Genomic DNA, 25,259 nt, shown 5'->3' on the forward strand with positions numbered 1-25,259 from the left:
GCCGACGGCATGACGCGGAAGGAGAGGTGGACGACAATGCCAGCGCGCGGCACGCGGGGCTCGAACCTCACTCGTTCCGCCATCCCAAAGGACCGCTTCACATCCAACGGCCAGTTTCGAACCCAATCCCTGGCTTGCGTGCCGATAGAGTTCTGTCATAAACACAAGACTGCTCCCGAAGGGGACGAGACAAGGCTGCGCGCATGCAGCAGAGCATTGGGCGGTGCATGGACCAAAAGCTCCGACCACGAGGAATGTGGCGTTTGGCGCGTCGAGTGATTGCGCTCGCGATCGTCGTGGCGTTGTTCGCTGCGCCGATCGTCGTGATCCTCTCCCATGGCCCAGCTGCTCATGCCGCCGCTGCCGGGATAGCCGCAGCGGGCGCGGCGCATGACCATACCCATACCCACAGCCAAGTTGGAGGCGATCCCAGCAGCGATCTGCCGGGCGGTCCGCTTGGCGGTCATGACGCGACCGACCATGAACACCAACTTCAGTCCTTGGCTGACCAGCCCGGACAGACGGAGTGGCCCGCGGCAAGTGGTGCGCCGCACCCGACTATCACCTCTTTTCATGGCCTTCCGCGTGACGGGCCGAAGCGTCCGCCGCGTTTTGTCTGAGCTGATCTAGGCCGCGCCTTCCTGGCGTCAGACCAACGGTTCAGACATAGGAACAGCACATGACAAGTCTACCGGCCGCGCCGCGCCGCCGGAGGATGTGGGTGCCCCGCGCCCCCGTCCTTCTGCTTGCCGTCGCAGCATCCCTCCTTTGGGCCGATACGGCCCTCGCCCATGCCGTCACACTTGGCGACAAGGGTTACATTCAAGAGGTCTCCGGGTTTCATCTCATCCCGTTCGTTTATCTCGGCGCCAAACACATGGTGACGGGTTACGATCACCTTCTTTTTCTCTTCGGCGTGATCTTCTTCCTCTACGGGATGAAGCAGATCGGGATCTACGTCTCGCTCTTCGCCATCGGCCACTCGACGACCATGCTGTTGGGTGTCTGGCTCGACTTCGGGATCAGCAGTTACATCATCGACGCGATTATCGGCTTCTCGGTGGTCTACAAGGCACTCGACAACCTCGGTGCCTTTCCGCGCTGGTTTGGGTTTCAGCCCTCGACCAAGGCCGCCACGCTGATCTTCGGATTCTTACACGGCTTCGGCCTCGCTTCGCGGATCATCGACTACGAGATCTCACCCGACGGGCTCTGGCCGAACCTCATCGCCTTCAATGTCGGCGTAGAGGTTGGGCAGCTCCTGGCGCTGGCAGCGATCCTCGTCGTGATGCGCTATTGGCGCGCCATGGCATCCTTCGCGCGGCAGGCCTACGCGGTGAACGTTGTGTTGATGACGGCTGGCTTCGCCCTGATGGGGCTGCAAATCACCGGCTATTTCGTCGCTACCTGAGCGGCAGGAGACTCTGAAAAATGCAAAACCAGTCTTTCGATACTGCCGGCGATACTGCCGGCGATGCTGCCGGCGCTCCGGTTCATCCCCAATCCGCAGGGCGCACCTCTGCGTCGGGGTCCGACACAGCGGGGCATATCCAAGGAATCGACGTGACCGCGGGCGGCTTGATCCGGGCAACGCTCGGTTCGGCCGTGGCGGCCGGGGTCGTCCTTGTGCTGTTCTGGCTTCCGGCCGAGTACGGCCTTGACCTGACCGGGCTTGGCCGTGCCATGGGGCTGACCCAGATGGGCGAGATCAAGCAGCAGCTTTACAGCGAAGCTGCCGAGGACGATGCCGTGCTCGCCGCGCAGGCGGCGGCGGCTCAGGTTTCGGCCGATCCGGCCCTTGTGGCGCGGCTTGACTCCATCGATGCACGGCTGGCCGGGATCGTGGCCGCAGTCGGTGCAGCGTCAACAGCGGCGCCAGCCCCCGCGCCGGCGGAGGTGGCCGTGCCTGCCGCGCCGGAAGTGGCCGCCGAAACGGAGTGGCGCGACGAAGTCAGCTATACGCTCGCCCCCACCGAGGGGATCGAGATCAAACTCGCCATGACCGAGGGTGCGGTGGCGGCATTCGAATGGACGGCGAACGGTGCCGTGCTCAATCACGACACCCATGGTGACGGTAGCGGACAGCGCATTACCTACGAACAGGGCCGCGGCGTGCCGGGGCAGCAAGGTGAACTGGTCGCCGCCTTCACCGGCAATCACGGATGGTTCTGGCGAAACCGCACCGATGCGCCCGTAACTTTCACGCTGCGCACGCGCGGTGACTATTCTCAGATGATCGCGCCGTGACAAACCCTGCCGCGCCAGCCGAGTCCCGGCTGGCGCGGTAGCTTCCTGCCGGCTTTGGCGGACGCCGTTGTTGTGCTCTCCACCGGAACCGGGCTCACCATGGCGGAGTTCCTTCCGCTGGTCGCGCCCCCGCCTGCGATGGAGCAGATGCGCGCTGCGTTCGACGGAATTCGGAGCGATCCGGACGCCGCGGGCGTGCTGGGTGGCGTCTCCTACAACTGGTGGCGGGATGTTCTCGACCGCCGGTTCTCCGATGATCTGCTGAAGGCGGACATTCCCGTGCTTCTCATACACGGCGGGAGGGACAAGTCAGCGCCCGTCGAGGCCGCACGTGCAACCCGCGATGCTTTTGTTGCTGCCGGCCAGGAGCACCGCCTCACCTATTGGGAGTTCGAAACCTGGGATCACGCCATGGTCGATCCGCAAGGCCGCTCGCACATGGGTGAAGTCCTGACACAGGTGCGCCGCTGGATCGATGAGCAGACGCGGCCGCAGCGCTGACGGGATAGGTAGCCGACGGCACGACGCGGAAGCAGAGGTGGACGACAATGCCAGCGCGCGGCACGCGGGGCTCGAATCCCACACTCTCCGTCACCAAGTCTGCGCGTTCGCCGTCTCTCTGGACGGCCGCGCGCACGATCGGGACGGGGTTCCTTGCGGGACTGAAATGCTTGTCGAGCAATGCACTCATCCGGGTGCTACGTAATGTCTTGCGGGCCAAAATCCCCGTCTTCAGGCCAGTCGCGAAGCGGCTGCTTTCAGGTTCCGAGGTTATCCACGGCCGATAGCGCGGCACCCCCCGCCAGCACGAGAGCGGTTGAAAGACCAGCCACGACAAATCCCCCGGCGGCCAGCGAGACGGCGACAATGATGCCGTCCCGCTGCAGCATGCCCACTGCGATCCCGACGATGCAGAGCGCGGGCAGCAGGTTTCCAAACGGGATTGGAAGCGCGATAACGAATGCGAGGACAAGACACGCCGCCCCTATCGACCTGGTTGCGTCGACCATTCCGTGCCATCGCGGACGTGACACGCGCTCCAAGTGACGCAGCAGGGTAACCAGACGCGCGGCCACGCCCTGAAACAGCCGTACGGGAATCGTCCGTTGGCACAGCCAAACGGGCAGCTGAATCTCTCCTCCGTAACGGATCATCCGGACCGAGACAAAGATCAGAGGTATCGCAAGGATCGTGGACATTCCCGCCACGGGCAGCGGCAAGGCTTCGGGGAGGGTGAGAAGAAGCAAGAGCAGCGCAGATGCTTGCGGCCCTGCAAATTGTGCCACCTCTCCCAAGGTTGGGCTGGCTCCCTCGAAACGCCTGCACATCTGCTGAAACAGATGCGAGGCCGTTACCGTGGGTTTCGCTCCAATGCGTTGCGTCATGAGGGGCTCTGGGACTCAAGATGGAAGAAGATGCGCTGACGCAAGCGGCAGGGTCCGGTCAGGCACCGGAGCTATGGCGGCAGCATGCCGGACCTGCTGCCGCCCCGGCCGAACAACTATCAATCGTAGCGCCGCTCGAAGGCAACTACCGAGCCGTCAGCGCGCGTCAGACTGCGCGCATAGATCTCGCGTGGGCCGATAAGGTCGTCATCGACAAAGCCGTTGACGATGACGGTCTCACCCACATCGGCAGGAACCCAGTTCGGCCCCACATAGATGCGGATGCTGCCGCTTGCGTCGGCAAGTCGGAATTCGTCTTCGTCGGTGATCCGTTCGACCGTGCCTTGCACGGTGACCATCGTGCCACGCTGCGCGTCTGCGATGGGCGTGATCGGGTTGGCCATGGCTGGGGGGGTGGTGAAAAGCACTGCAAGTATGGCGGCAGTGGCAAGAATCTTCATCTTGCTGCTCCTTTCGATCTGAGAGAGGGCTTGGTTGAGGACTACGCGCAGGTCAGTCGAGCGCGACCACCAGCAGGACGGCAATGGCGACAGCACCAAAGGCCAGCCATTTCTTGGGAACGCGGATTTCGACTTCGCCAGACAGCCATGCACCAGCCTGACGCAGGTTGAATTTCTGGACTTCGTTCATGATTCGCTCCTTCTTCTTCGATTGTCTGTCGATCCGATGAGCGTATTTATCGGGGGTGAGTCTGACCGCAGTCTGACGGGATGTCAGAGTGTCGCCGGGCGGAAGGTGAGCAGGAATTCGCACCCGCCACCAGCAGGGGTGCGCACCGCGACGTCGCCACCCTGCGCACTCTGCAGGCGGTCAACGATGGCAAGGCCAAGGCCTGCGCCACCCGGTACCGCATCCGGACCGCGCCAGAACGGCTCGAAGAGATGATCCTGCGCGCCCGGAGGAAGGCCCGGCCCGTGATCGCGTACCCGAAGGACGGGGCCGGGGCCGACGGAGATCTCGACCGGACCGATGCGACCGTGGAGGATGGCGTTCTCGACGAGATTGGAAAGCGCCACCTCCACGCCCTCGGCGTCGGCGCGCACCATCACAGGGTCGTCTGGCAGGGCAAGCGACAGCTCGATCCCCTTCGAATAGGCGAACGGGGCGAGCGCCGCCGCGACCGTCTCGGCGGTTCGGCGCAGGTCCACGGCGGTCCCGTCCGGCACGTCCAGCACGTCCGTCCGCGACGCGGCGAGCACCTGCTTCACGGTGCGCGACAGAGCGGAGAGGTCCGCGCGCAGGCGATCCGTTGTCTCTCCCGGTGGCAGCGCGTCAAGCCGTGCGACCAACACGGCGACCGGCGTCCGCAGTGCATGCGCGGCCTCGGCGGCATGGCGCTTTTCGGCTGCGAGCGCCGTGGCAAGGCGGTCGAGTGCCCTTTGCGTGGCATCGACAAGGTCGGCAATCTCGGCGGGGGCCCTGGCCATGGATGGGGGCGGCGTTGGCGCGCCGGGGCGCAGAGTGCGGGCCCATTCGGCAGCATCCGCAATCGGCGCGAGGCCACGGCGAATCAAGAAGGCGCTCGCTCCGATGAGCAGTAACGCCACGGGCAGGATCGGGAGCCAAACGTGCTTGTAGAACTCGCTGAGGAAAGCGCGCCGCAGGAGATTTGCCGAATCAGACGCCATCACGAAAACGACACGCAAGCCGTCCGACCTCTTCGCAAACTCGTGCCCGGCGACGAGCATCGGCCCCTCAGGCGTATTCAGCCGGGTGATCCAGTTGTCTGCGTAGATGTCGGTCGCGGCAGGAGGGATCAGTCCGCGATTCATGGCATCAAGGACTGTGCCACCACGATCCACCAGCGCAAAGGCATAGGCCGCCGGGTGATCGGCATAAAGTGCACGGGCTGATGCGTCTTCTGGAATTTCTGTTCCTTCAAGTGCCGCCTTTAACCGCTCCATCTCGTGCACCATCGCTTGGGTTTCCAGCTCCCGCCGGTCAGATCCGTAATAGGTTCCGACGACCGCGATGTTCAGCAGCAGGACTGCGGCGGCGATGACCGTCAGCCGCCGGGTCAGGATCTGCGCCAGCGAGGGCGCGCTGCCGTTCACGACGCGTCCTCCCGCGGCAGCATCCAACCGACACCGCGTACCGTGACAATCGGCAAGGGACAGCCCGCCGCCTCGAGACCGCGGCGCAACCGCGACACGGCGGCGTCCAGTGCATTCGGGCTCACCTCATCGTCGAAGCCATAAATCGCCTCCTCCAGAACGCGCCGCGATACGACACGCCCTGCGGACCGCATGAGTTGTTCGAGGACAGCAACCTCTCGACGACCGAGCGGAATGGATACATCGTTTGCATTGACGCTGCGCGCGGCCGAGTCGAGCGAGAGCGTTCCGATCCGGAGTGTCGTGTGTGAGCGGTCCCCGGGCCGCCGCAGGACCGCGCGGCAACGTGCGACGAGCTCGGGCATCTCGACCGGCTTGACCACGTAGTCGTCCGCCCCACCATCCAGACCCGCAAGTCGGTCCGCCAATTGATCCCGGGCCGTCAGCACGATGACCGGCGCCCGGCCGCCGTCGCGCAGAACCGGCAGGAGCCGCAGCCCGTCGCCGTCCGGAAGGCCGAGATCGAGCAGGACAAGGGCGTAATCGGCGATTGCCGCCATCTCGCGCGCCTCTTGCGCCGTGCTGACATGGTCAACGGTGAAACCGGAGCGCCGCAAGGCATCCCTGACAGCTTCTGCGAGCGGTGGGTGATCCTCGACGAGCAGGACGCGCATGTCGTTTCTCTTTCGGTTCAGTGGCGCGGGGCGGTGTCTGGCAACGATACCGGCGGTGGCATCGATGCCAACCGGGAAAGGCTGGAGGGGGCTGTGAAGGCGCCCGTCGCCTGACAGTATCGATTCGAAGTCTGACAGGAGCCTGACGGGGCCCCTGCTTGCGCTGTCCCGCACAACTGATGATCGGAGGCGGATCTCGCCGCAGCTGTTGCAAATGACCCGTCCTGGCCGAACGCAGCCGCTGAGATCAAACCCAGTCAAACGACCGCTCCGGGTCAGCGTCGGAGTGTAGATCTGCTCCCAACCACGACCGGCTATGGCCGATATCGGGCATTGGGTGGCATTTGCGTTGGTTCTCTACAGGCCGGGTTGTGCGCTGAAATCGCCAAGTTCCGTCGGAATTTCCGTCTACCGCAGATTGACCAAAATGGGCCGAAGAAGGTGGCGAGTTTCCGGGGCTTAGAAGTCGAAACCGGCCCTTCGGTTCGACTCCCGCCCTCCCCGCCATACTCTTTGGCTGGTCTTTCTGCGATGTTATGCGCGACAGCCTGTCCTTGAAGGCACATCCGGCCGATACGCCCTCGGCAGCCGGGCCATCGGACGGCTCCCGGGATGCCGCGACCAGCGACGACCTATACCGGTTGCGTCCTCTTCCAGAATCGAGCCTGAAGGATCAGCGCCGCGAACAGGACGCCGATCGCATATCCTGCCAAGACGCCGCTCGGGCCGAAATCGAGCACGACGCCAACGGCGTAAGCCAGTGGTAGAGCGAAGGCCCAGTAAACCGTGATCGTGATGGCGTTGGGACCGCGATTGTCGGTGCGCCCCCGCAGTGCACCCAGGGCGATAGACTGCAGACCGTCGGCAAACTGGATAAAGGCCATGGCCACGAACATCGGCATGGCCAGGGCGACGACCGCAAGGTCAGCGCTGAGGGCGCCTGCGATGTCGCCGCGTAAAACGAGCAGCGGAGTGAACACCAGCGCAGCCCAGGTGAGCGCGACGCCGTTGGCCGCAAGAAAGACCGGGCGGTATCGGCTGGGTTCATTGGCGCCGACCGCCTGACCCATGCGGATGGCGACCGCCGCCGTCATGCCCATCGGCACCATGTACATGATCGCGCCGATGGAATGGACAACCTGGTTGGCCGCGAGGGCTGCTGCGCCGAACAAGGCCATCATCAGTCCCGTGGTGGCGTAGGCGCCGCCTTCGCCGAGACTGCCGAGAGAAACCGGTACACCTTCTTTCACATGATGCAGCATAGACGACGGGCGGAAGCGGGCAGCCTGACGGTAGCTGGCCATGCTGGGTGCTCGCCGCCAATGCCAGAGGGCAAGCAGCAGAACAACGCTCTTGGCAGCCAGGCTGGCAAGCCCGGCACCCAGGAGCCCCAGATCCGCAGCATAGATCAGAAGCCCGTTAAGCGGGATGTTCGCCGCCACCCCCGCGAGTGCAATCCAGACGACGATCCATGGCCGATTGACGGCGTTGTAGAGCCCCCGCAGCGCGCCGAAGAGCGCATAGGGCACGGTCATCGCCGCCATGGCCAACCAGTAAGGGTAGAGCGCGTCGAGCACCCTCGGCGATGGCATGAGCAGGAGAAAACCCGGGAACGCCAGGACCATCGCCCCGGCGACCGCCAGAGAGGCCAGGGCCGCCAGAACGAAGCCGTGGGTCAGATGCGCTGCAAGCGCCTGCCGATCCTTCGCACCATGAGCCTGGGCCATCGCGACCGCGACCACCGACAACAGGCCGAAGAGACCGGAATGCACGATGATCAGAGCGCTGGTCGCAAGGCCGGTTGCCGCCAGCGCATCGGTTCCGAGCGGCGCGATCATCAGGGTGTCGACCACCCCCATCAGCGTGCCGGAGATGAGGCCGACAATGACAGGGACGGCGAGCCGCAGGATAGGAGGAACCTCCGACAGTATGGTGCGCAGACTGGGCTGCGGAAGTGCGGCTGCACCGTTCATCTCTGGAGTCCGGTTTGAATTTCTGACCCCGAATCATTTATTGTTGCGAAAATGTTCATAAGATAAGGAAACGCGCACTTTATGCGCGTTCATAGGGCATGGATAACTGGGACGAGATCCGCACCGCCGCTCAGGTCGCTCGGCTCGGCACGATCAGCGCCGCCGCGGAAGCACTCGGCGTGCACCGTGCCACGGTGACGCGGCATATCGACTCATTGGAGGCTGCGCTCGGTGCAAAGCTCTTCCAACGTCACGCTCGGGGCTTTTCACCAACAGAGCTGGGCCGCGAGTTGCTCCGGGTCGCGGATGCGACCGCTGCTCAATTCGGCGAGCTGTTCCGGCTTGCGCGCGGCGGCGTGGATGATCTGTCCGGCGTTTTCACTGTGACCTGCGTTGATGTTCTGGTCCCCATAATCCTGCCGGTGACCATGGCGTTTCAGGCCGAGCATCGCGGTATGCGGGTTCATCTGGTCAGCAGCGACCGGGTGCTGAGGTTGGAATACGGCGAGGCGGACATCGCCTTCCGCATCGGGCCGAAGCCGGACCATCCCGACAATGTCGTCCTGCCGCTGCGGCGTTTGCCGGTCGGCCTCTATGGGCCGACAGCCGATGCGGACCGCTTCGCCGGACCGGGCCGGCATGCTCCGTCAACGCCCTATTTTCAGTGGCTGAGGGAGAATGTACCGCCCGAGCAGGTCGTCATGACCAGTGACAGCGTCGCCGCACTCTGGGCCGCCGTACGCACCGGCAGCGCCGCGGGCTTCATGCCGAAGGCAATGGCCGAGAGCGCAGGGCTGGCGGAACTGGCGCCTCCGCAAGACGACTGGCATGAACAAATCTGGGCGGTGACCCATGTGGACCTGCATCGCTCGGCCAAGGTCCAGGCCTTTGTGCAGACGATGAAGCGTGGCACCGCTTGATGGTGCATGGACGCGCATCCAATGCGCGATGGGCGATCTTCTCCGCAAACGCGCAATGCCCACGTTCCCTGCATCATCCAGTCAGGGAGCCTCTGTCATGTCGAACGCAAAGATCTACGACCGGCCCATCGCCGTCGCCGGCGCTACCGGCAAACAAGGCGGCGCCGTCGCCCATCGTCTTCTCGCCCACGGCCACAAGGTCCGGGCGCTCACGCGCAACCCTGACAAACCGGCCGCTCAAGCGCTGGCCGGGAAGGGTGCGGAAGTGGTGCGCGCCGACTTGGAGGATCGCTCCTCTCTCGATCGCGGGCTCGCCGGTGCCGGCGCGCTGTTCTCGGTGCAGGATTTTCTGGAAGCTGGTGTCGAGGCCGAACTGCGCCAGGGTGTCAACCTGACGCAAGCCGCCGCCGCTTCCGGCATCGAGCACCTCGTCTACACCGGCGCCTCGACCATGGATCGCAATACCGGCGTCCCGCACCTTGAGAGCAAATGGCGGGTCGAAACCCGGGTGCGCGCGCTGGACAAGCCCTGGACCGTCTTCCGGCCTGCCGCCTTCATGGACAATTGGGAATGGGATCGCGAGACGATCCTGGAAAGCGGCGTCGTGCGCTATCCGATCCGGCCGGACACGCTCTACCGGCAGGTCGCCGTCGCCGATATCGCCGCCATGGTCGTGACGGCCTTCGAGCATCCGGGTATCTGGGCCGGGCAGGTGATGCCGCTGGCCGCCGACGTTTCGAGCATGGCGGAGATTACCGCGGCCCTGTCGCGGGTCACAGGTCATGCATTGCGCTACGAACAGATGAGCTGGGACCAATGCGTTGCCGAACAAGGCGAGGAGTTGATGCTCATGTATCGCTATTTCGACAGCTTCGGCATGGACGGCGCGCCAGCCTATATGCGCCGCTTCAACCCCGATGCGATGACCTTCGAAGCCTATCTGCGAACCGCCGGTTGGGGTGACGGCGCCAAAGCTGCAGCGGGGTGATCCGATTGCAGCGGTGATCCGTCGGCTGTCGATAAAGCGAAAGGTGTCCGCCCCTTTTCGATAGCGGAGACACCGTCGCCGGCGCTTATTCGATCGGTGGAACGATGACGACGCCGACGGCATCGGGGTGCTGTTCGCCGAAGATGCCGGCTTTGTGAATGTCGTCGGCGTAGGGTTATGGCGGAAACAGAGTTCGCCTTCTTGTCTGGCGCGGCCTGCCGTTCGCTCTGCCCAGAAGTCTCCTGACACGTTCTGGCCCGCCCTTCTGATAGGCTGATGGCGGCGAGGCGATTGAAGAGGCTCTCCATGCAGGCGTTCGACGGCAAGGTCGCGATCGTCACCGGCGGAACCGAAGGCATCGGTGAAACCATCGCGGCGACGCTTTATGCGCGCGGCGCGTCCGTTGTCGTCGCCGCCCGCAATCCGCAAAGGACCCGCGCGACGGCACAAACCCTCGACCCTTCCGGGGCGCGGAGCCTCGGTCTCGTCTGCGATGTCCGCGATCCGGTTCAGGTCTCAAGGCTTGTCGAGGAGACGGTCTCGCGGTTCGGTGCGCTCCACATGGCCGTCAACAATGCCGGGATCGTCGGCCCGGGCGGCACGACAATACCGGACTCGACCGTCGAAGACTGGAACGCTGTCATCGCGACGTGTCTCAGCGGCGTGTTTCACTGCCTGAAGTACGAGATTCCGGCGATGCTGAAGAGTGGCGGCGGCGCGATCGTCAATCTGTCGGCCGCCAATGGCGTGGTCGGGGTGGCGGGGATCGGCCCTTACACTGCCGCGAAGCATGGCATCCTTGGGCTGACCCGCTCGGCAGCACTGGAATTCGCACAGCAGGGCCTGCGCATCAACGCGGTCGGGCCGGGCTTCGTGGAGACACCGAAGATGCGCGAGACGCCGGATGAGGTGCTGGCCGCCGTGCGAGCGGCCCATCCGATGGGCCGCATGGCGACCCGCGAAGAGGTGGCGAATCTGGTCGCGTTCCTTCTCTCCGACGAAAGCAGCTTTTCGACCGGCGGTTTTTACCCGGTCGATGGGGGATACACCGCGCAGTAGGGCAGCGCCCGGGCGGTCAGCCTAAGGCCATCCCCAGGACGCTGCGCCCCGCAGCGCCGGACGCCGGACGTCAGCGCCCCGTCGTCGCCCCTTTTGCCACCCCGTCGCCGTCCAAGGGGCCGGCGCGGCCCTTTGGGCGACGGCGTTCACACAGCCCCCCAAAAGCGCTAAATCTTAGGATTGGTCTTCATGACCGCCTGCAGATGCCGGGGCGTCCGAACCGGCAGGCAGCGGATCTGACGGCACCGCCGCTTTGAAGACCAGAATGTGCTGATCGACGTCGGTCCTCTGGTTGGGCTGCCGGGTTGGTTTCGTAAGAACAATCATTTGTTGTATAAGTTGTTCGATAATATCCTCTTGATCGTAAGGACCGATTCATCGCCATGTCAGCTTTGCAGCGCCCGCCCGTACTGTTCGAAATGATGAGGTCCCTTACGACACTGGGCCGGACGCTCAATCTCTCCAGGACAGTGGCCACCCTCGGCATCACCCGCCAGACGGTGCGGCGGCACATCGACGCCCTGGAGAAGATCAAGGGCTCGAAATTCTTCGAGATCACGAACCGGCAGTATGTGCTGACAGAGCCCGGCAGGCAGGCGATGGAGGAGGCTGAGAGGGTCCTCGGTCACGCCGAGGCATGGCTCAGCGACCATCATTTTCGCGGCACCGCGGCCTCGGGAATGAATCTCTCAAGGTACCACGACGAGCAAGGCCGCGATTTCTATGCCCAGCAGCATCCGCTGGGCCGCCTGTGGATCGACAGCCCGCCCATCCTGCAGCAAGGGTTCCTCGCCTGGGCCAATGCGAAGTTTCAGATCGAGTCCCCGGAGATCGAACGTCTCAAGCCCTATCTGCTTCTCTATCGGGCGCACGATGAAGGCTGGCTCTGCGTCGCCATCGGCGAAAAGTCCTCCTATGCCACCTGGTTCGACCAGGTCTGGGCCAAGAGCGCCATCGGCCGTTTCTCCAAGGAAGACCCTGCCGGAAGCGAGTTCAACGAGTTCATTTCCGGCGCCCACGCTGAGATTTTCAACGAGGGTGGCGTCCGGCTGGATCATGTCTACGCGCAGATACCGCGTGAGCGGGGCGGGCCGCCGCTTCCGGTCAGTTTCCAGCGGCTGCTGATGTGCTGCGTGTTCCCCGATGGCCACACGGCCCTGGCTGTGCTGGTGGCAAGGACGCGGCGCATCGACATCGAGGGGATGGACCCCGAGGCGGTCGAACCCATGGCGGAGGACCTTGCCATGGAGTTCGACATCTAAGACCGCAGGCTGCCGACGTTTCGAACGGCGCGTATCGCGCTACCTTATCTCATCACCCATGACGTGAAATAAGGGAGCGTGCGCCGATGTTTGCTAATAGTCTTTACGAATCAATTCGTTATATCTCTGACATCATCCATGTCAGCCAGGCGAGGGGCCTCACTCTGGAGGTCAGTACCGACTTCGAGGAGTTCCGGAGGGTCCGCTCGGCCCAGCCGGAAAGATCAACGCTCTACCCGATGTACGACGTGGCCAGTTCTTACATCGATGCGACGAACGGGTTCTGGATCAAGGGCCTCGATGAAAACGGGGAGCTTGTGCATACCCAGGCGATGCGCCTGCTTGACCTTTCCGGGATCTCCCTGGCCGATCATTTCAGGCTGCATCGGCACAAGTACATGACCCCCGGCGACACGGACGATCCGAGCCAGTTCGTCTACTCGCCGACCCCGGGCAGCCAGAGAATCACAGGACGGGTCTGCTACCACGGAGAGCTTTGGCTGAAGGATGGCGGCGGCAAGGGGTTTCGGGGAACCGGGCTCACCACCATTCTGCCACGCATGGCCCTGGCTCTCAGCCTGATGCAGTGGTCGCCCGACTACGTTTTCGGCTTCATGTACCCCCTGGCGGCCTGCAAGGGCCTCGCCGCCCGTGAGGGCTACATGCACATGGAGCCCGGCTTCTGGCACACGCCCGGCAGTTCCGAATCCTTTGCCGAGTGGATCGTGTGGATGGCCAAGGAGGACATCGAACACCTCATGCGCTTTGCGCCGGGCGAACTCTATCGGCAGCTGGAAGCCGAGAGGGGAAGCAAAAAGAAGAGCTCCGGGGAGCTTCACATCGCAAGGCGGGAATGGCATCGCCCCCGAAGCGCCGCCGTGTCTTGAAACTCCTAGACCTGTCTTGAAACTCCCAGACTTGCGACACCGGGCCAAAGGGGAGGTCGGGAACCGACCCGACTCTCGACCTCCCCTGTCGCCATCGGTGGCTCCGGCCGTTCAGTAATCCCACTGAAAGCGGACCCCGGATTTGTTGGCGCCGGAGCCGGTGACCTCGCTTTCGACCGTGATGTTGGGGGTCAGTTCGACCTCCACGCCGGCGGCGCTCGATTGCGCCGAAGCGCCCTGCTTCACGCCCACGTAGACGCCATCTGTCAGGTAGCGGCCGGCTTCCACCGCGGGGGCTCCGCCGTCGTTGGTATCGACCCGCAGCACGTCGACGCCCAGCGTACGGCGGGCGAAGTCCAGGATGCCGCTGGCGCCCTCGCCTCTCAACTCCTGCACCGCCAGAGCGAGCTGTGCGGCTTCGGCCCCGCTGAGCCCGGAGGACGCCTTGTTGAAGAGAACCCGGGAGAGAATCTCGTCGCGGGGCAGTGCCGGCGTCGAGGAAAGCTCGAGCGCGGGGCGGGAAAGCGGCCCGGCCATCCGGGCGGTCACGTCCAGGTCCTGACCCTGGTAGGCGGCGGTGATGTCCAGGCTGGTCTCGTCGCCCGCGGCCCCGGGCAGGGTCACGGTGCCGTTCCGCAGCGCGAAGGGCTTGCCGACCACCGAAAGCTGGCCGCGCACCACGGCGATCTCCCCGGTCACCTCCGGCGCGCTGGCGCTGCCGGCGACCGCGATCCGTCCGGCCCATTCGGAATCGAGCCCCCGGCCGCGCACGAAGACCCGCCTTGGCATTTCGATAACGATGTCGAGCGCGGCATCCACCGGCGGCGGCGCGTCGGTCTCCTCCGGGCGCTGCTGAACGATGCCGTCCCTCAGCTCCGTAACATCGAGGCTGACGACATCCGGCGGCAGGGCGGCCAGCAGGCTGATCTCGACGGTCTCGGTGGTGATGCGACCCTCCACCCGGGGCGCCTCCAGGGTCCCGGCGGCCTGGACCGTACCGCCCACCACTGCCGTCACATCGTCGCGTCGCAGGGCATGGAGCTTGTCCAGCGCGACGGAGACGCTGAAGGGAAACCCGGTTCCGGGATCGACGGTCATGCCGCCGTCGCCGGTCACCCTGCCGCCGGCGCCGTCGTTGGCGGTCAGGGTTGTCAGCGTCACCCTGTCCCCATCGACCCTGGCCAGGACTTCGAGGTCGCGCAGCAGGGTCCCGGTTTCCAGGTTCTCGTAGCGGCCCTGGGTGAGGGCGACGCTGCCGTCGATGCGCGGGGCGCGCGGCGAGCCGGCCGCGGTCATCGCCACCCTGGCGTCTCCGTTGAGGCGATGTTCCGGCAGCGGCACGAAAAGCAGCAGGGTGGCGATGTCGCCGCTCCAGCCGAGTTCACCCGACATGGCTTCGTCGGGCGGCATCTCCAGGCTGCCCGCGGCGCTTATGCGCAGCGGCGCGTCGGCCCGAAAGCGGGCCTCGGCAACCGCGGCGCCGCCGAGGCTTCCTTCAACCTGCAGACGCCCGCCGCGCCAGAGCGCGCTTGCGGCGAGAGTCAGCTCCGGCAGGTCCGTGGCGTCGCGCGGACGCAAGGCAGTGACGGCCAGGTCTGCCTGACCGCGCGGCGCCAGACGTGTTCCCTCCAGTTCCAGCCGCGCCGAGGCCCGGCCTTCAAGACCCGAGGGCCAGACCGCGTCGGCGGACTGCAGCGGCAGGTCCTCGACGACGGCGGAGAGCTGCACCTGCTCCTTTTCGAGCAGCGCTTCGCCGGACAGGCGCGCCTCGCCGTAAGCCAGATCGAGGCCGCGGAGCCCGAAGGAGTCCGGGCCGAGCGTCAGCGCGGCGGGCCTTTGAAGGGCAAGCGGCTGTCCCAGCAGCCGGCCTTCGGCCTCGGCAAGATCGATGGTCAGGGTTTCACCCTTCTGACCGATGCGGCCGGCAAGGCGCAGGTCGAGCGGTTCGATCCAATTGCCGGCCGTCGTCAGGGCGACGTCGAAAGCCTCGGCCGTGCCCGCGCCTTCGACGTCCAGGCGTGCCAATTGAAGGCGCTGCCAGGCCAGGGTATCGGCATCGATGGTCAGGGAAACCCCGGCGTCCAGGGCAAGGCCTTGGCTCTCCAGGCGCAGGGCGGCGGACCCCACGCGCAGGGGCGCTGTATCCGGTGCCATCGTGAGAGCGAGCGCGGTCAGTTCGGCGGAGGCCTGAAGCGGCGGCGCATCGCCGGCGCCGTTGAGCTGCACCGCCAGGCGTCCCTGACCGCTTCCGGCCAGGCCGGCAAGCGACAGCCAGGGGGCCAGATCGGCCACCTCGGCGGTGAGATCGGCGGTGAGATCGGCGGCGGGCTCCCCGGTGTCGAGGGGAACGACAATTCTGCCGTCCACCCTGGCCTCCGGCAGGCGGAGGTCCAGCGCCTCCAAAGTCAGCCTGTCTGCGCGCAGGCGCAGACCGGCGCGCGCGTCGAGGGCTCCTACCGGGCTTTCCAGGGCCAGTTCTACCGGGCCCGCAATGTCTGGGCCTTCGACGTCGGGGCCGTCACTGTCCGGGCCACCGAGGACGAAGGCGTAGGAAGCCCTGATGTCTTTCAGCTCCTGGCCCCCGACCGACACGGCGGCAGCCTGCATCCTCCCCGCCGTTTGCAGGGCATCGGCGGGCCCGGCCAAGGTGCCTTCGAGGCTGGCCTCGCCGGTGAAGGCGGCGCCCAGGTCCGCGGCCAGCCGGGCCGCATCCGGCAGGACAAGACGATAGCGGCCGTCTGCGAGATCTCCCGCCGGCGTGACGCTGAGGGCGCCTTCAAGGCGCCCGGCGGCCGAAACGGCGGTCAGGTTCTCGACACGCAGCAGGCTGTCCGCGTAGCGCAGTCGCGTGGCGATCTCGACACCGCCTTCGGTGGCGCGCGTCAAAGCCGGGATGTCGCTGGACGGCTGCTCCCAGCGGCCGGCCAGTTCGGTCTCGATCCGCGCGCCGAAGCCTTCCAGGCTGAGCGGCCCCCGCAGGGTCGCCTCTCCGCCGAGCATGACGTCCGTCAGCGGCTGCAGCGCCCCGAGGTCGGAGATGTCCAACACCATGTCCATCTCCGCAGAGCCGGCAGCAAGGTCGGTGGTGCCACCGGCCGCGAGTTTCACGCTGCCGAGGGCGGCCTCCAGTCCGGTAACGGTGAGGGTGGCGGCGTTGGCGTCCAGCTCTCCGGCAAGGGACCAGCGTGCCTGATCGTCCAGCAGCCGGTTGACGCTGTCCGCCCCGCTGATCTGCGGCCCGTCGATGACGCCTTGCAGGTCCAGAGCCAGCACGGGCGCAGAGTCCAGGAGGTCGCTTTCGGCGCTGAGGCGCCCTTCTGCGCTGAGGGCTGCCGCCCTGAACTCTGCTGCGGCCACGTCCCGGGCGCTCAGGCCGAACACAGCGACGGGCCTTGCGATGGGGCCTTGAACCGTAAGATCGACGGAGCCCTGGCGGAGACTGTCCAGGCCGAGACCTTCCCAGACTGCGGGATCGGCTTCGGTGCTGGCGGTCATCGCAAGGTCGACGGTCGCGCCCGCCATCTCCACGCTGCCACTGAGCGAGGCGTTGAATGTGTCGTTGGCGGCGGAAAGGCTCTGCAGATCGATCCGGTCGTCCGCCGTCCAGGCCGCCGCCATCGATATCCGCGTCGTGCCGGCCAGCAGCGCCCAGGGCGTGGCGGGGTCAACCGCGGCGACGGTGCTGCGGCCATCCAGCCGCAGGGCCAGCCCGCCCTCCGCGGATCGCATGACGCCGATGGCCGCTTCGGCATCGGCAACCGCGCCCAGCGCAAACGCCAGGCTGCCGTTCCAGTCTTTCAGCGGGCCACTGCCGTTCAACCTTAGTTCCGCTGCGGGGAGTTCCGGAAGCTCGGTGAGGGTGGCCATGAGGCCCCCCGGCGCCTCCACCGCTTCGGCGTCGACGATGAGGTCGTCGCGCATCGGATCGTAGGCGGCGGCAAACCGCAGCCGGGCCTCGGGCCCGTCGAGCCGCTGCAGCGTGAAATCGGCGGACAGCTGGCGCTCCCCGTCACTGGCGGTTTCGCCCTGCAGAGTGAAGCGGGCGGCCTGTCCCAGAACCGGCGCGCCGAGGGCGATCTCATCCGCATCCAGTTTCCGGATTCGGATGTCGAGTGGCGGGTCCAGCAGAACGGCCAGACCCTCCGAGGTCTGCGCCGGATCTGCGCCTTGCGAAGATTCCGCGGGCAGCCGGTCCAGTGCGGCGGCGCGCACCGTCAGCGCCTCGATATCCAGGCGGCCCCTCAGAAGAGCGCCGGGCCGCCACGCGACTTCCACGGCGCCGAACTGCAGCCATGGGCCGGCCCGATCCCGCAGCGTCACCTTGCGGGCCGTCATCTTGCGCCAGGGGCTGCCCTCGAGCGCTTCGATCGAAAGCTCGATCTCGCCCGGCGTGCTGACGGCGGCCTCGACCTGCCGCTTCAGCCAGCCGCGGCCGGCCTCGCTCTCCAGCCAGCCGTAGGCGAGCAGCCCCGACAGCGCGGCGACAGCCAGGACCGTGGTCAGGCCGATGGCCGTCCATTTCAGCATAGCGCCGGCCCGCGGCATCTCAGAACGCCTGTCCGAAGCTGATGTAGATCTGCAGGGTCTCGTCCACGTCGTCACGCCCGTTGAGCGGAAAGGCGACGTCCAGTCGCAGGGGTCCGAAGCCGGTAAAGTACCGCAGTCCCAGGCCGGCCGCCCAGCGCAGTGTTTCGCCGCTGTTGAACCAGGGGTCGTCGAAGACCGTTCCTCCGTCGACAAAGGGGACGACGCCGATGTCCTCGCTTACACGGACGCGCGCCTCGACGCCGAGTTCCACCAGGGAGGTACCGCCCAGAGGATCTTCATCGTCGTCGAGGGGGCCGACCAGCTGAAACTCGTAGCCCCGGATCGACCCGCCGCCGCCGGCATAGAAGCGCCGGTCGGCGGGCAGCACCTCGGTCTCCTCGCCCAGGATCGTTCCCGCCCGTGCGCGGGCCGCCAGGATGAAGCGGGCGTCCTCGTCAACGGCATAGTAGGCGGAGCCGCCCAGGGTTCCGGTGGCGAAGAAGAGCGACTCGTCGCCCACCCCCGTAGCCGGCGTCAGCGACGCCTGCAGGCGGGTTCCGCTGGCGGGATCAAGCGGATTGTCCGTGGTATCGCGGCTGGCCGTCAACGGCAGGCCGAAGAGCGTGAACTGGCGTTCGCCGGTTGCGCCATTGGCGTTTTCATCGACGACCTCGTATCCGGCCGAGACACCGGCCGTGACCCGCCAGTTGTCCAGAACGGGCCGTTCCAGAGCGACCAGGCCTTCAACCGCCTGACGCTCGAAGGCGTCGTTGTCTTCGAAGCCGCCGGTCAGTTCCGCCAGCAAGGCCTGCTCGCGCTCCAGAAAGGCCGGCTTGCGAAACTCGAGCGCGCTGCTTTGTTCGATCAGGGACCCCGTGACGCTTACCCGAAAGGTCTCGTTCTCGCCCAGGAGGTTGCGATGCTCCCAGAAGACCTCGGCGCCCGGGCCGATATCGGTCGAGATCGAGGCCGCGGCCCCGATGGAGCGCTGCGCCCGTTCCACAAGCGTGACCGTGACGGGAAGCGCGCCGTCGGCAGCGGGTTCGGCGGCGGTCTCGGCCGTGACCGAGGCGAACAGCCCGGTTTCGGACAGCCGGCGCTGCGTTTCCTGCAGGACCCGCCGGTCATAGGGGGCTCCCTCGTCCCATCCGGCGATCCGCCGCAGGTAGCTCTCCGCGACCTGCTCCTGGCCCGTGAATGTCAGCGGACCCAGCGTGGCCGCCGGCCCGGCGTCCAGGCTGAGCTGCACGGTCATGACCCTCGCCTCGTGATCGACGAAGGTTTTGCGCTCGGCGACCTGGGCGAAGGGATAGCCGCGTTCCTGCAGCCGGCTGACGAGGTTCTGCTCTGCGGCGACGATCTCCGGGGCGCGGGCCGGCATGCCGATGGTGACGGCGATCTCCTGCAGATCGGGGCGCAGCGCCTGCGGGGGCGCCGGACTGGTGACATAGCCGATGTCGTAGGCCGCCAGACTGTAGCGCGGGCCCGGCGTGACGTTCAGAGCGACCCGGACAGGGCGGCTGTCGCTGTCGATTTCCAGGTCGAGTTCGGAGGCGTAGTACCCCTCGGACCGCAGGGCCGTGCGCAGGCGCTCGAGATCGGCTTCGGCCCGCCGCCGCAGGCCGATGAGGGTGGCCGGTGGCCTCTGCGCGAGGGCGAAGAGTTGCGACGACCCTTCCAGGACCGCCCGCAACCCCTCGTCCTCGACGCCGCGCAGCAGGGTCTCATAGCCGACAACCGGTTCCTCGCTCTGGGGAGCCGGTGTCTCCTCGTCGTTGAAGAACTCGGGGGCCTGCTGTGCCAGAGCGTCGCCGGCAGGGCCGAGCCCCCACAGGGTCATGAGCAGGCCGAGACAACCCGCCCCAAGTCTTTGCACCAGCCCAAGTTTTCGCACCAGACGGTGCCGATCAGGATCGCACACGGATACGGCCGCCTCCCGCCAGCGCAATCGATAGGGTCCCTTTGCGGTCCGCCGCATTGCGTCAGCCGCTGGCCTTGGCGCGGAAGGGGCGCAATCGCTCTCGTTCGTGTGCCTTGGTGGGGCATTTAAGACCGGACGCCGCCCCCTGTCACGCCGCAAAACATCGCCATGCGGCCGAGCGGACGGCAGGACTCCACGCAGACCTGGACCGGGCGGGGAGGCCTTGGCCAGGGCCCGCAGTTCCCTTTCTCCGCAGCTCTGGCTCACATCGGGTTTTGAAGTGCCGCTGCCTTCAACCTGGGGCGGCGACGCCGCTTGGGCGGTCGGCGTTCTGGGGCGCCCGGCTACGCCGCCGGGCGCGCGCGCTCGCCGCTGCCCGCATCCGTGCCGGCGGCCGCCTCGGGTGTGCGCTGCGCGTGGCTCTGTGTCCTGCGGGCGAGCCTTGGACGCCAGACCCCCAACACCACGTTGGCCACTGACAGCGCCATGACGGTGCCAAGGGCGAGCCATTCCTGGGCAAGAGCTGCGTCCAGCACCTCCGCCACCGGCTCGCCGTCGGCGATCTGCCGGGAGACAACGGCGGCGTGATCGGCCTTCGCCCCGACGATTGTCAGCACGCCTTTGAACATGAGGATGCCCAAGGCCGCCTTCAGCAACGCCCAGCCCTTGTCCAGAAACGGGTGATGCGTCGCCATCGCCAGCAGGCCGGAGAGCAGCACGATGGCCAAAGAAGGCAGCAACAGGTAGTTGCTGATTGCGGCGATGGCGTGCCGCAGGTCCGCGTAGGCGGCAGGCGTCTCCTGCGGAGCCGCGACGAGCAGGATCATGTAGCAGCCGAGGCCGCCGATGAGTCCGCATGCGGCGATTGAGTGCAGGATTTTCAGGACCTTGCGCATGCGTATCCTTTCATGCTTCTCGGGCGCGGCCCTCGTCGCAGGCGACTAATGGCCCGCTGGCGGGGACTGGTCCGCGGCTTTTCGGCATGGACTGGCGGACCTGGTTTTCACGCCATCGGCCTCAGTCTAGCGGGCGTGATGACGTGCGGGCCACCGCTTTGTGCGGCGGGCGCCGTTGTTGACAGGCGGAACTGCGGTCCCTAGCGTTCCAGGCATCCAAGTGCCAGGCACTCAAGTGGAGCAATCGTCGTGACCAGGATCTGCGTAGTATCGAAGCGAAGGCGCGGGAAACGGTAACCGTTTCCGGTTCACGACGTGACGCGCCCCCGACTGTTTCGGGGGCTTTTTTTGTGCAAGTTTTAGTGGATTGCCTAGATGTCCTCGACCGACCGAACGCCGCCGACGATCCTGACGCTGATCCTGCTGACTGGCGTCTCGATCCTCTCGCTCAATATGTTCGTCCCCTCGCTCGTCAACATCGCCGTGGATCTCGATGCGGATTACGCATTGGTCAGCCTGTCGATCGCCGGCTACCTCGCGGTGACCGCTGTCCTGCAGATCGTCATCGGACCCCTGTCGGACAGATACGGGCGCAGGCCCGTGTTGCTTGGCGCCATCGTCCTTTTCACCGTCGCGTCGCTGGGCTGCCTCTTGGCGGAAACCGTCTGGGTGTTCCTGTTCTTCCGGCTGCTGCAGGGCGCGATCGTTGCAGGCGGGGCGCTGTCGCGCGTGGTCGTGCGGGACATGGTGCCGCCCAAGCAGGCGGCGAGCCTCCTCGGCTATATCGCAATGGCGATGGCGGTGGCGCCGATGCTGGGCCCGATGGTGGGCGGCGCGCTCGACGAGCTTTTCGGCTGGCGATCCAGCTTCCTCGTCTTTGCGCTGGTGGGGATCGCCCTCTTCGGCCTGACCTGGATCGATCTGGGCGAGACCAACCCGAACCCCTCCCAGACCTTCCGGTCCCAGGTGCGGTCCTATCCGGTTTTGCTGCGATCCCGGCGGTTCTGGGGCTATGCCGGCTGCATGGCGTTTTCGACAGGGGCGTTCTTCGCCTTCATTGCCGGGGCGCCCCTGGTCGCGACCGCGCTGTTCCAGATCTCTCCGGGCATGCTGGGGCTTTACGTCGGATCGATCACCGGCGGCTTCGTTCTGGGCAGCTATGGGGCCGCCCGCTTTGCCAAGGATTTCGAACTGGAGACCATGATGCTGGCGGGGCGGGTCGTGGCCTGCACGGGTCTTACCGTCGGGCTGTTGCTCTTTGCCGCGGGCCTGGAGCATGAACTCGCCCTGTTTGGGTGCACCATTTTCGTCGGCCTCGGCAACGGGATCACGATGCCCAGCGCCAATGTCGGCGCGATGTCGGTCCGTTCCGATCTGGCGGGCACGGCCTCGGGCCTCGCCGGGGCCCTTACCATGGCTGCCGGTGCCGTTCTGACATGGATGGCCGGTGCCGTCGTCACCGAAGAGACGGGTGCAATGACCCTGCTGGGTTTGATGTTCGCAACGTCCTTCCTGGGCCTGCTGTGCGCATGGTGGGTCCGTGCACCCGACAGGCAGGCGTCCTCCCGCGAAGCGTCGTGAGAGAGGCGCCTGTCCCCTCCGGCCTGGACCGTTTGTGCCGACCGGCGCTACGCCACGCCCGCTCATAAAGGTCGTTAGAGGACCACTATGTGGTAGTGGCCGACCTGCAGGGTCTCTGCCGCGTCAAGGCCCGCCGCAGGCCCGACCTGATCGTACATTTCCTGCGACATGCCGATGATCACGGATTGATCCGGCCGGCGCCCGCGCAGCCCCTGCTCGACACGTTCGGCGGTGTTCACCGTCGTTCCCACCAGGGTGTAGTTCACGCGCCCCTCGAAACCGAGATTGCCGACGATTGCCGGCCCGGCGTGCAGACCTATCCTCAAGCGGGGGGTGCCGTCGAACCAGGATTCAGCGGAAACCTCGTCCACGACACGCCGAATTTCCTGAGCCGCATCGATCGCCCGCCGGCGATGGTCTTCCTGCAGGTCCGGCGCGCCCCAGAAAGCCATGAGCCCGTCCCCGGTGTACTTGTCGATCACACCACCGTGGTTCTCGATGATGGGACCGATGAGCCCGAAGACGGCATTCAGTCTTTCCGCCGCCTGCTGTGCCGTATGGGTCCGGGCAAAGGCGCTGAACCCCTCCATGTCGACGAACATGACGGTGACCGGTCTTTCCTGCGGCTCCACCGCGTCCTGAGGACGGTTCATCAGCCGTCGGGCCAGTTTGCCCGGAACGTACTGATTGAAGGACGCCAGGGCCGTCGCCGTTTTGGTCAGCCGCGTGGCCGAGTTCCGCCATTCGGCGATCCGGCTTCGGCTCATCTGCGGCAACGCCACTCTGTCGAACTCCATGTTTTCCAGTTTGCTGAGCGCATCCTCGATCTGAACCATGGGTGCTGCGATCCGGCGTCCCATCACGCAGGCGGCGACGACGGCGATCCCGAGCAGGACCACCCCGAACGCGGCCGCCAAGAGGGCCGCCCATCTGAACCAGCGGCTTTCCGCCGAGGCAATGGCCACGCCGACCAGAAGGGGTTCGGGGGCGTATCCAGTGATTTCACGATAGAAGTAGGCATAGGGCGTTCCGTCGATAGGGGCCCAGTGACCTTCGGTGCGCACCATCTTGTTGCTCTGGGTGACCTCGTTCTGTTCGACCCAGATATCGCGGATGATGGCCAGGCTGCTGTCCTGGATGGTCGGCAGACGTGTCGATGTCGGCGTGGCTTCTTCCGGCGAACGGTTGGGATAGGCGATCAGCTTGTCGCGGTCATAGAGAATGAAAGCGGTGACCTCTCCTTCGGAGAGCGCGCTTACGTACTCCGACAGGCGCCGGCCCGTGACGCCGGCAGTCAGGATGCCGGCGATCCCTCCATCCCGTCGGATTGAGATGCGCGGATTGAGAATGGTATCCCGCAGCACCAGGCTGACGAAGGGCGCCGACCACCGGACCTGGTCTGTGAGGCCGGCTTCGGCGAGGGCCTGTCCCACCAAGGGAAGGGCGTCGGGCGGCTCCTCTATGGCTCCGGGTCGTCCCCTCTCCCATCGCCTCATGGTGCCGTCGGGCCGTATGACGCCGATGCCGGACATCTGCGGTGTGCCGCTGATCATTCCTTCGACATAGGTTTCAAAGCGGACCGGGTCCTCGAAGTCCAGTTCGCTCTGCTCGATAAGGTCGCGGGCCGTGCTCAGTTGCGCGTTGATCGGATCCAGCAGCCCTCTCAGTTGGTTTTCCAGGCCGTCAACCAGCAGCTCGGCGCGGGTGCTGAGCAATGCGTTGGCATTCGATGCATTGACCACATAGGTCGTCGCGATAACCGGAACCACGGCCGCAACGACCAGCAGCGCCAGAAGCGCAGGCAAAACGGTCGCAATGGTGAAAGCACGGCCGGGCTTCCAGCGGCTGCTCACAAATGGCTCCCCAAGCAGCAGGAAACCACCCGGTCAAAGGTGCTGGCGGGTATCGTCCGAGGGATCTCCTCGATGACCATTTTGTCCATGCTTCCAACTGTTCAGCAAAACCCTGCCATTGTCATCCAGTTGTTGCCCACAAAAACGGCGCCGGCCGGGTTCGTTGCAAAACCCGATCGGCTCCGCCTGCCGGCCTGGATCTTCCAAACGGGAAACGGACCTATGCGAGATCCTCCTTCGGGGCGGCGTCAGGCCACCGCGTCCAGCCGAATTTCACCGTCGTGCAGGAAGCAGGTCTTGGTGAACAGAGTCAGATCGAGCGGATTGGGCAGGCGCACATCCGACAGGTCGGGCAGGGCTTTGCCCTGGAGGTCGAACGCGCGGTCGATCTGCGAAACCATCACCAGGATCGATCCTTTGGCCTGTGTGAAGGCCCGCAGGGCCGCCACCTGAGCGCCGAGTTCCGGGTTGCGCCGCCGCTGATCGAGAAGCTGGAGATAGTCGACCACCGCGAGGCTGCCCTGCGGCGTTCCCGTCATCCGCTCGACGATATGGCCGGCGCAGATGTCGTCGGAGGTGTCGAGCGCGAAGGCGCCTTCGCTCGTTTTCGGGTCCGCACCGATCGATCGCAGGTGACGCAGAACCTCGATCTCGGTGCAGTCGAGAGAGAAGAAGAAACCCTGCCGGCCTGCCTTTGAAGCCTCGACCAGGAGCGCCAAAGCCAGAAGGGTCTTACCGTGGCCCGGACGCGCGGCCAGCAGCATCAGATCCCCGGGAACCAGCCGGGTCAGGATTTCGGCGGCCGCAGGCCGCCGCGGCACAGCCGCGGCGAGCTCACTCCAAGTCCGGAAACCTTCGCTTCGCGCGACCCGGTTCAGAGCGTCATGCAGCGGCAGACCGGTTTCGCGCGCCAACAGTCTGGCTTGCCGTTTCAGTCGAAAAATGGGGGCTGACAGTCTCATGCGATACCCTCCTGATGCGAGCAGGCGGTGCAGTCCCTCCTTATGCACG

General features: G+C 65.8%; 21 protein-coding genes. 9 read left to right on the top strand and 12 right to left on the bottom strand.

The features are described from left to right. Positions 1-155: 155 nt before the first annotated feature. Complete coding sequence (locus ACO06P_RS15820) at positions 156-491, bottom strand: hypothetical protein (RefSeq protein ID WP_420346193.1); 336 nt, start codon at positions 489-491, stop codon at positions 156-158. A 230-nt stretch (positions 492-721) separates the two neighbouring features. Between ACO06P_RS15820 and ACO06P_RS15825 the strand changes: the two genes are divergently transcribed. From ACO06P_RS15825 to ACO06P_RS15835, 3 genes are all read left to right on the top strand, one after another. After that, entirely contained in the window at positions 722-1,411 is a 690-nt protein-coding gene (locus ACO06P_RS15825) for a HupE/UreJ family protein (protein WP_420346194.1), read from the top strand. Positions 1,412-1,431: 20 nt separating this feature from the next. Further along, positions 1,432-2,247, top strand: coding sequence for a hypothetical protein (locus ACO06P_RS15830; RefSeq protein WP_420346195.1), 816 nt, complete (start codon positions 1,432-1,434; stop codon positions 2,245-2,247). 99 nt (positions 2,248-2,346) lie between these two features. Continuing rightward, complete coding sequence (locus ACO06P_RS15835; protein WP_420346196.1) at positions 2,347-2,748, top strand: hypothetical protein; 402 nt, start codon at positions 2,347-2,349, stop codon at positions 2,746-2,748. A 257-nt stretch (positions 2,749-3,005) separates the two neighbouring features. Here ACO06P_RS15835 and ACO06P_RS15840 read toward each other — a convergent pair whose 3' ends face one another. From ACO06P_RS15840 to ACO06P_RS15865, 6 genes are all read right to left on the bottom strand, one after another. Next, complete coding sequence (locus tag ACO06P_RS15840; RefSeq protein WP_420346197.1) at positions 3,006-3,632, bottom strand: exopolysaccharide biosynthesis protein; 627 nt, start codon at positions 3,630-3,632, stop codon at positions 3,006-3,008. Positions 3,633-3,751: 119 nt separating this feature from the next. Then, on the bottom strand, positions 3,752-4,093 hold the full coding sequence (locus ACO06P_RS15845) for a NirD/YgiW/YdeI family stress tolerance protein (RefSeq protein WP_420346198.1): 342 nt from the start codon (positions 4,091-4,093) through the stop codon (positions 3,752-3,754). Between the two features lie 52 nt (positions 4,094-4,145). Continuing rightward, complete coding sequence (locus ACO06P_RS15850) at positions 4,146-4,283, bottom strand: hypothetical protein (protein ID WP_420346199.1); 138 nt, start codon at positions 4,281-4,283, stop codon at positions 4,146-4,148. A gap of 83 nt (positions 4,284-4,366) precedes the next feature. Then, a complete protein-coding gene (locus ACO06P_RS15855; RefSeq protein WP_420346200.1) occupies positions 4,367-5,707 on the bottom strand; it encodes a sensor histidine kinase in 1,341 nt (446 codons plus the stop codon). Next, positions 5,704-6,381: a response regulator transcription factor gene (locus ACO06P_RS15860; RefSeq protein ID WP_420346201.1), complete on the bottom strand. Its 678-nt coding sequence runs from the start codon at positions 6,379-6,381 to the stop codon at positions 5,704-5,706. The genes ACO06P_RS15855 and ACO06P_RS15860 overlap by 4 nt, the downstream gene beginning before the upstream one ends. 632 nt (positions 6,382-7,013) lie before the next feature. Beyond that, a complete protein-coding gene (locus ACO06P_RS15865) occupies positions 7,014-8,354 on the bottom strand; it encodes an MATE family efflux transporter (RefSeq protein WP_420346202.1) in 1,341 nt (446 codons plus the stop codon). A gap of 98 nt (positions 8,355-8,452) precedes the next feature. Between ACO06P_RS15865 and ACO06P_RS15870 the strand changes: the two genes are divergently transcribed. The 5 genes from ACO06P_RS15870 to ACO06P_RS15890 all read left to right on the top strand — a co-directional run bounded on the left by ACO06P_RS15870 (position 8,453) and on the right by ACO06P_RS15890 (position 13,470). Further along, positions 8,453-9,274, top strand: a complete 822-nt coding sequence (locus ACO06P_RS15870) for a LysR family transcriptional regulator (protein WP_420346203.1) — start codon at positions 8,453-8,455, stop codon at positions 9,272-9,274. Continuing rightward, positions 9,261-10,262 (top strand): NmrA/HSCARG family protein, encoded by a 1,002-nt coding sequence (locus ACO06P_RS15875; protein ID WP_420346204.1) that lies wholly within the window; start codon positions 9,261-9,263, stop codon positions 10,260-10,262. The genes ACO06P_RS15870 and ACO06P_RS15875 overlap by 14 nt, the downstream gene beginning before the upstream one ends. 306 nt (positions 10,263-10,568) lie before the next feature. After that, entirely contained in the window at positions 10,569-11,321 is a 753-nt protein-coding gene (locus ACO06P_RS15880) for an SDR family NAD(P)-dependent oxidoreductase (RefSeq protein ID WP_420346205.1), read from the top strand. 383 nt (positions 11,322-11,704) lie between these two features. Beyond that, entirely contained in the window at positions 11,705-12,583 is an 879-nt protein-coding gene (locus ACO06P_RS15885; RefSeq protein WP_421938132.1) for a LysR family transcriptional regulator, read from the top strand. A gap of 86 nt (positions 12,584-12,669) precedes the next feature. After that, entirely contained in the window at positions 12,670-13,470 is an 801-nt protein-coding gene (locus tag ACO06P_RS15890; RefSeq protein ID WP_420346207.1) for a hypothetical protein, read from the top strand. Positions 13,471-13,581: 111 nt separating this feature from the next. Here the strand turns inward: ACO06P_RS15890 and ACO06P_RS15895 are convergent, their stop codons facing one another. The 3 genes from ACO06P_RS15895 to ACO06P_RS15905 form a co-directional block, all read right to left on the bottom strand. Beyond that, positions 13,582-17,997 carry a translocation/assembly module TamB domain-containing protein gene (locus ACO06P_RS15895; protein ID WP_421935125.1) on the bottom strand — a complete coding sequence of 1,472 codons (4,416 nt, stop codon included), beginning with the start codon at positions 17,995-17,997 and terminating at the stop codon, positions 13,582-13,584. Between the two features lie 19 nt (positions 17,998-18,016). After that, the gene (locus ACO06P_RS15900; RefSeq protein WP_420346208.1) at positions 18,017-19,873 is read right to left on the bottom strand and encodes an autotransporter assembly complex protein TamA; all 1,857 of its coding nucleotides are present in this window, start codon (positions 19,871-19,873) and stop codon (positions 18,017-18,019) included. A gap of 389 nt (positions 19,874-20,262) precedes the next feature. Further along, entirely contained in the window at positions 20,263-20,814 is a 552-nt protein-coding gene (locus tag ACO06P_RS15905; RefSeq protein WP_420346209.1) for a DUF2269 family protein, read from the bottom strand. A 375-nt stretch (positions 20,815-21,189) separates the two neighbouring features. Here ACO06P_RS15905 and ACO06P_RS15910 point away from each other — a divergent pair, with 375 nt between their 5' ends. Then, the gene (locus ACO06P_RS15910; protein ID WP_420346210.1) at positions 21,190-22,395 is read left to right on the top strand and encodes a multidrug effflux MFS transporter; all 1,206 of its coding nucleotides are present in this window, start codon (positions 21,190-21,192) and stop codon (positions 22,393-22,395) included. A gap of 74 nt (positions 22,396-22,469) precedes the next feature. Here ACO06P_RS15910 and ACO06P_RS15915 read toward each other — a convergent pair whose 3' ends face one another. Both ACO06P_RS15915 and ACO06P_RS15920 read right to left on the bottom strand, forming a co-directional pair. Continuing rightward, entirely contained in the window at positions 22,470-24,248 is a 1,779-nt protein-coding gene (locus ACO06P_RS15915) for an adenylate/guanylate cyclase domain-containing protein (protein WP_420346211.1), read from the bottom strand. A 248-nt stretch (positions 24,249-24,496) separates the two neighbouring features. Beyond that, a complete protein-coding gene (locus tag ACO06P_RS15920) occupies positions 24,497-25,210 on the bottom strand; it encodes a DNA helicase (protein WP_420346212.1) in 714 nt (237 codons plus the stop codon). Between the last annotated feature and the right edge of the window lie 49 nt (positions 25,211-25,259).

Origin of the sequence: Pelagibius sp. (genome assembly GCF_965227505.1) — a bacterium.
In the GTDB taxonomy this organism is placed as follows: domain Bacteria; phylum Pseudomonadota; class Alphaproteobacteria; order Kiloniellales; family Kiloniellaceae; genus Pelagibius.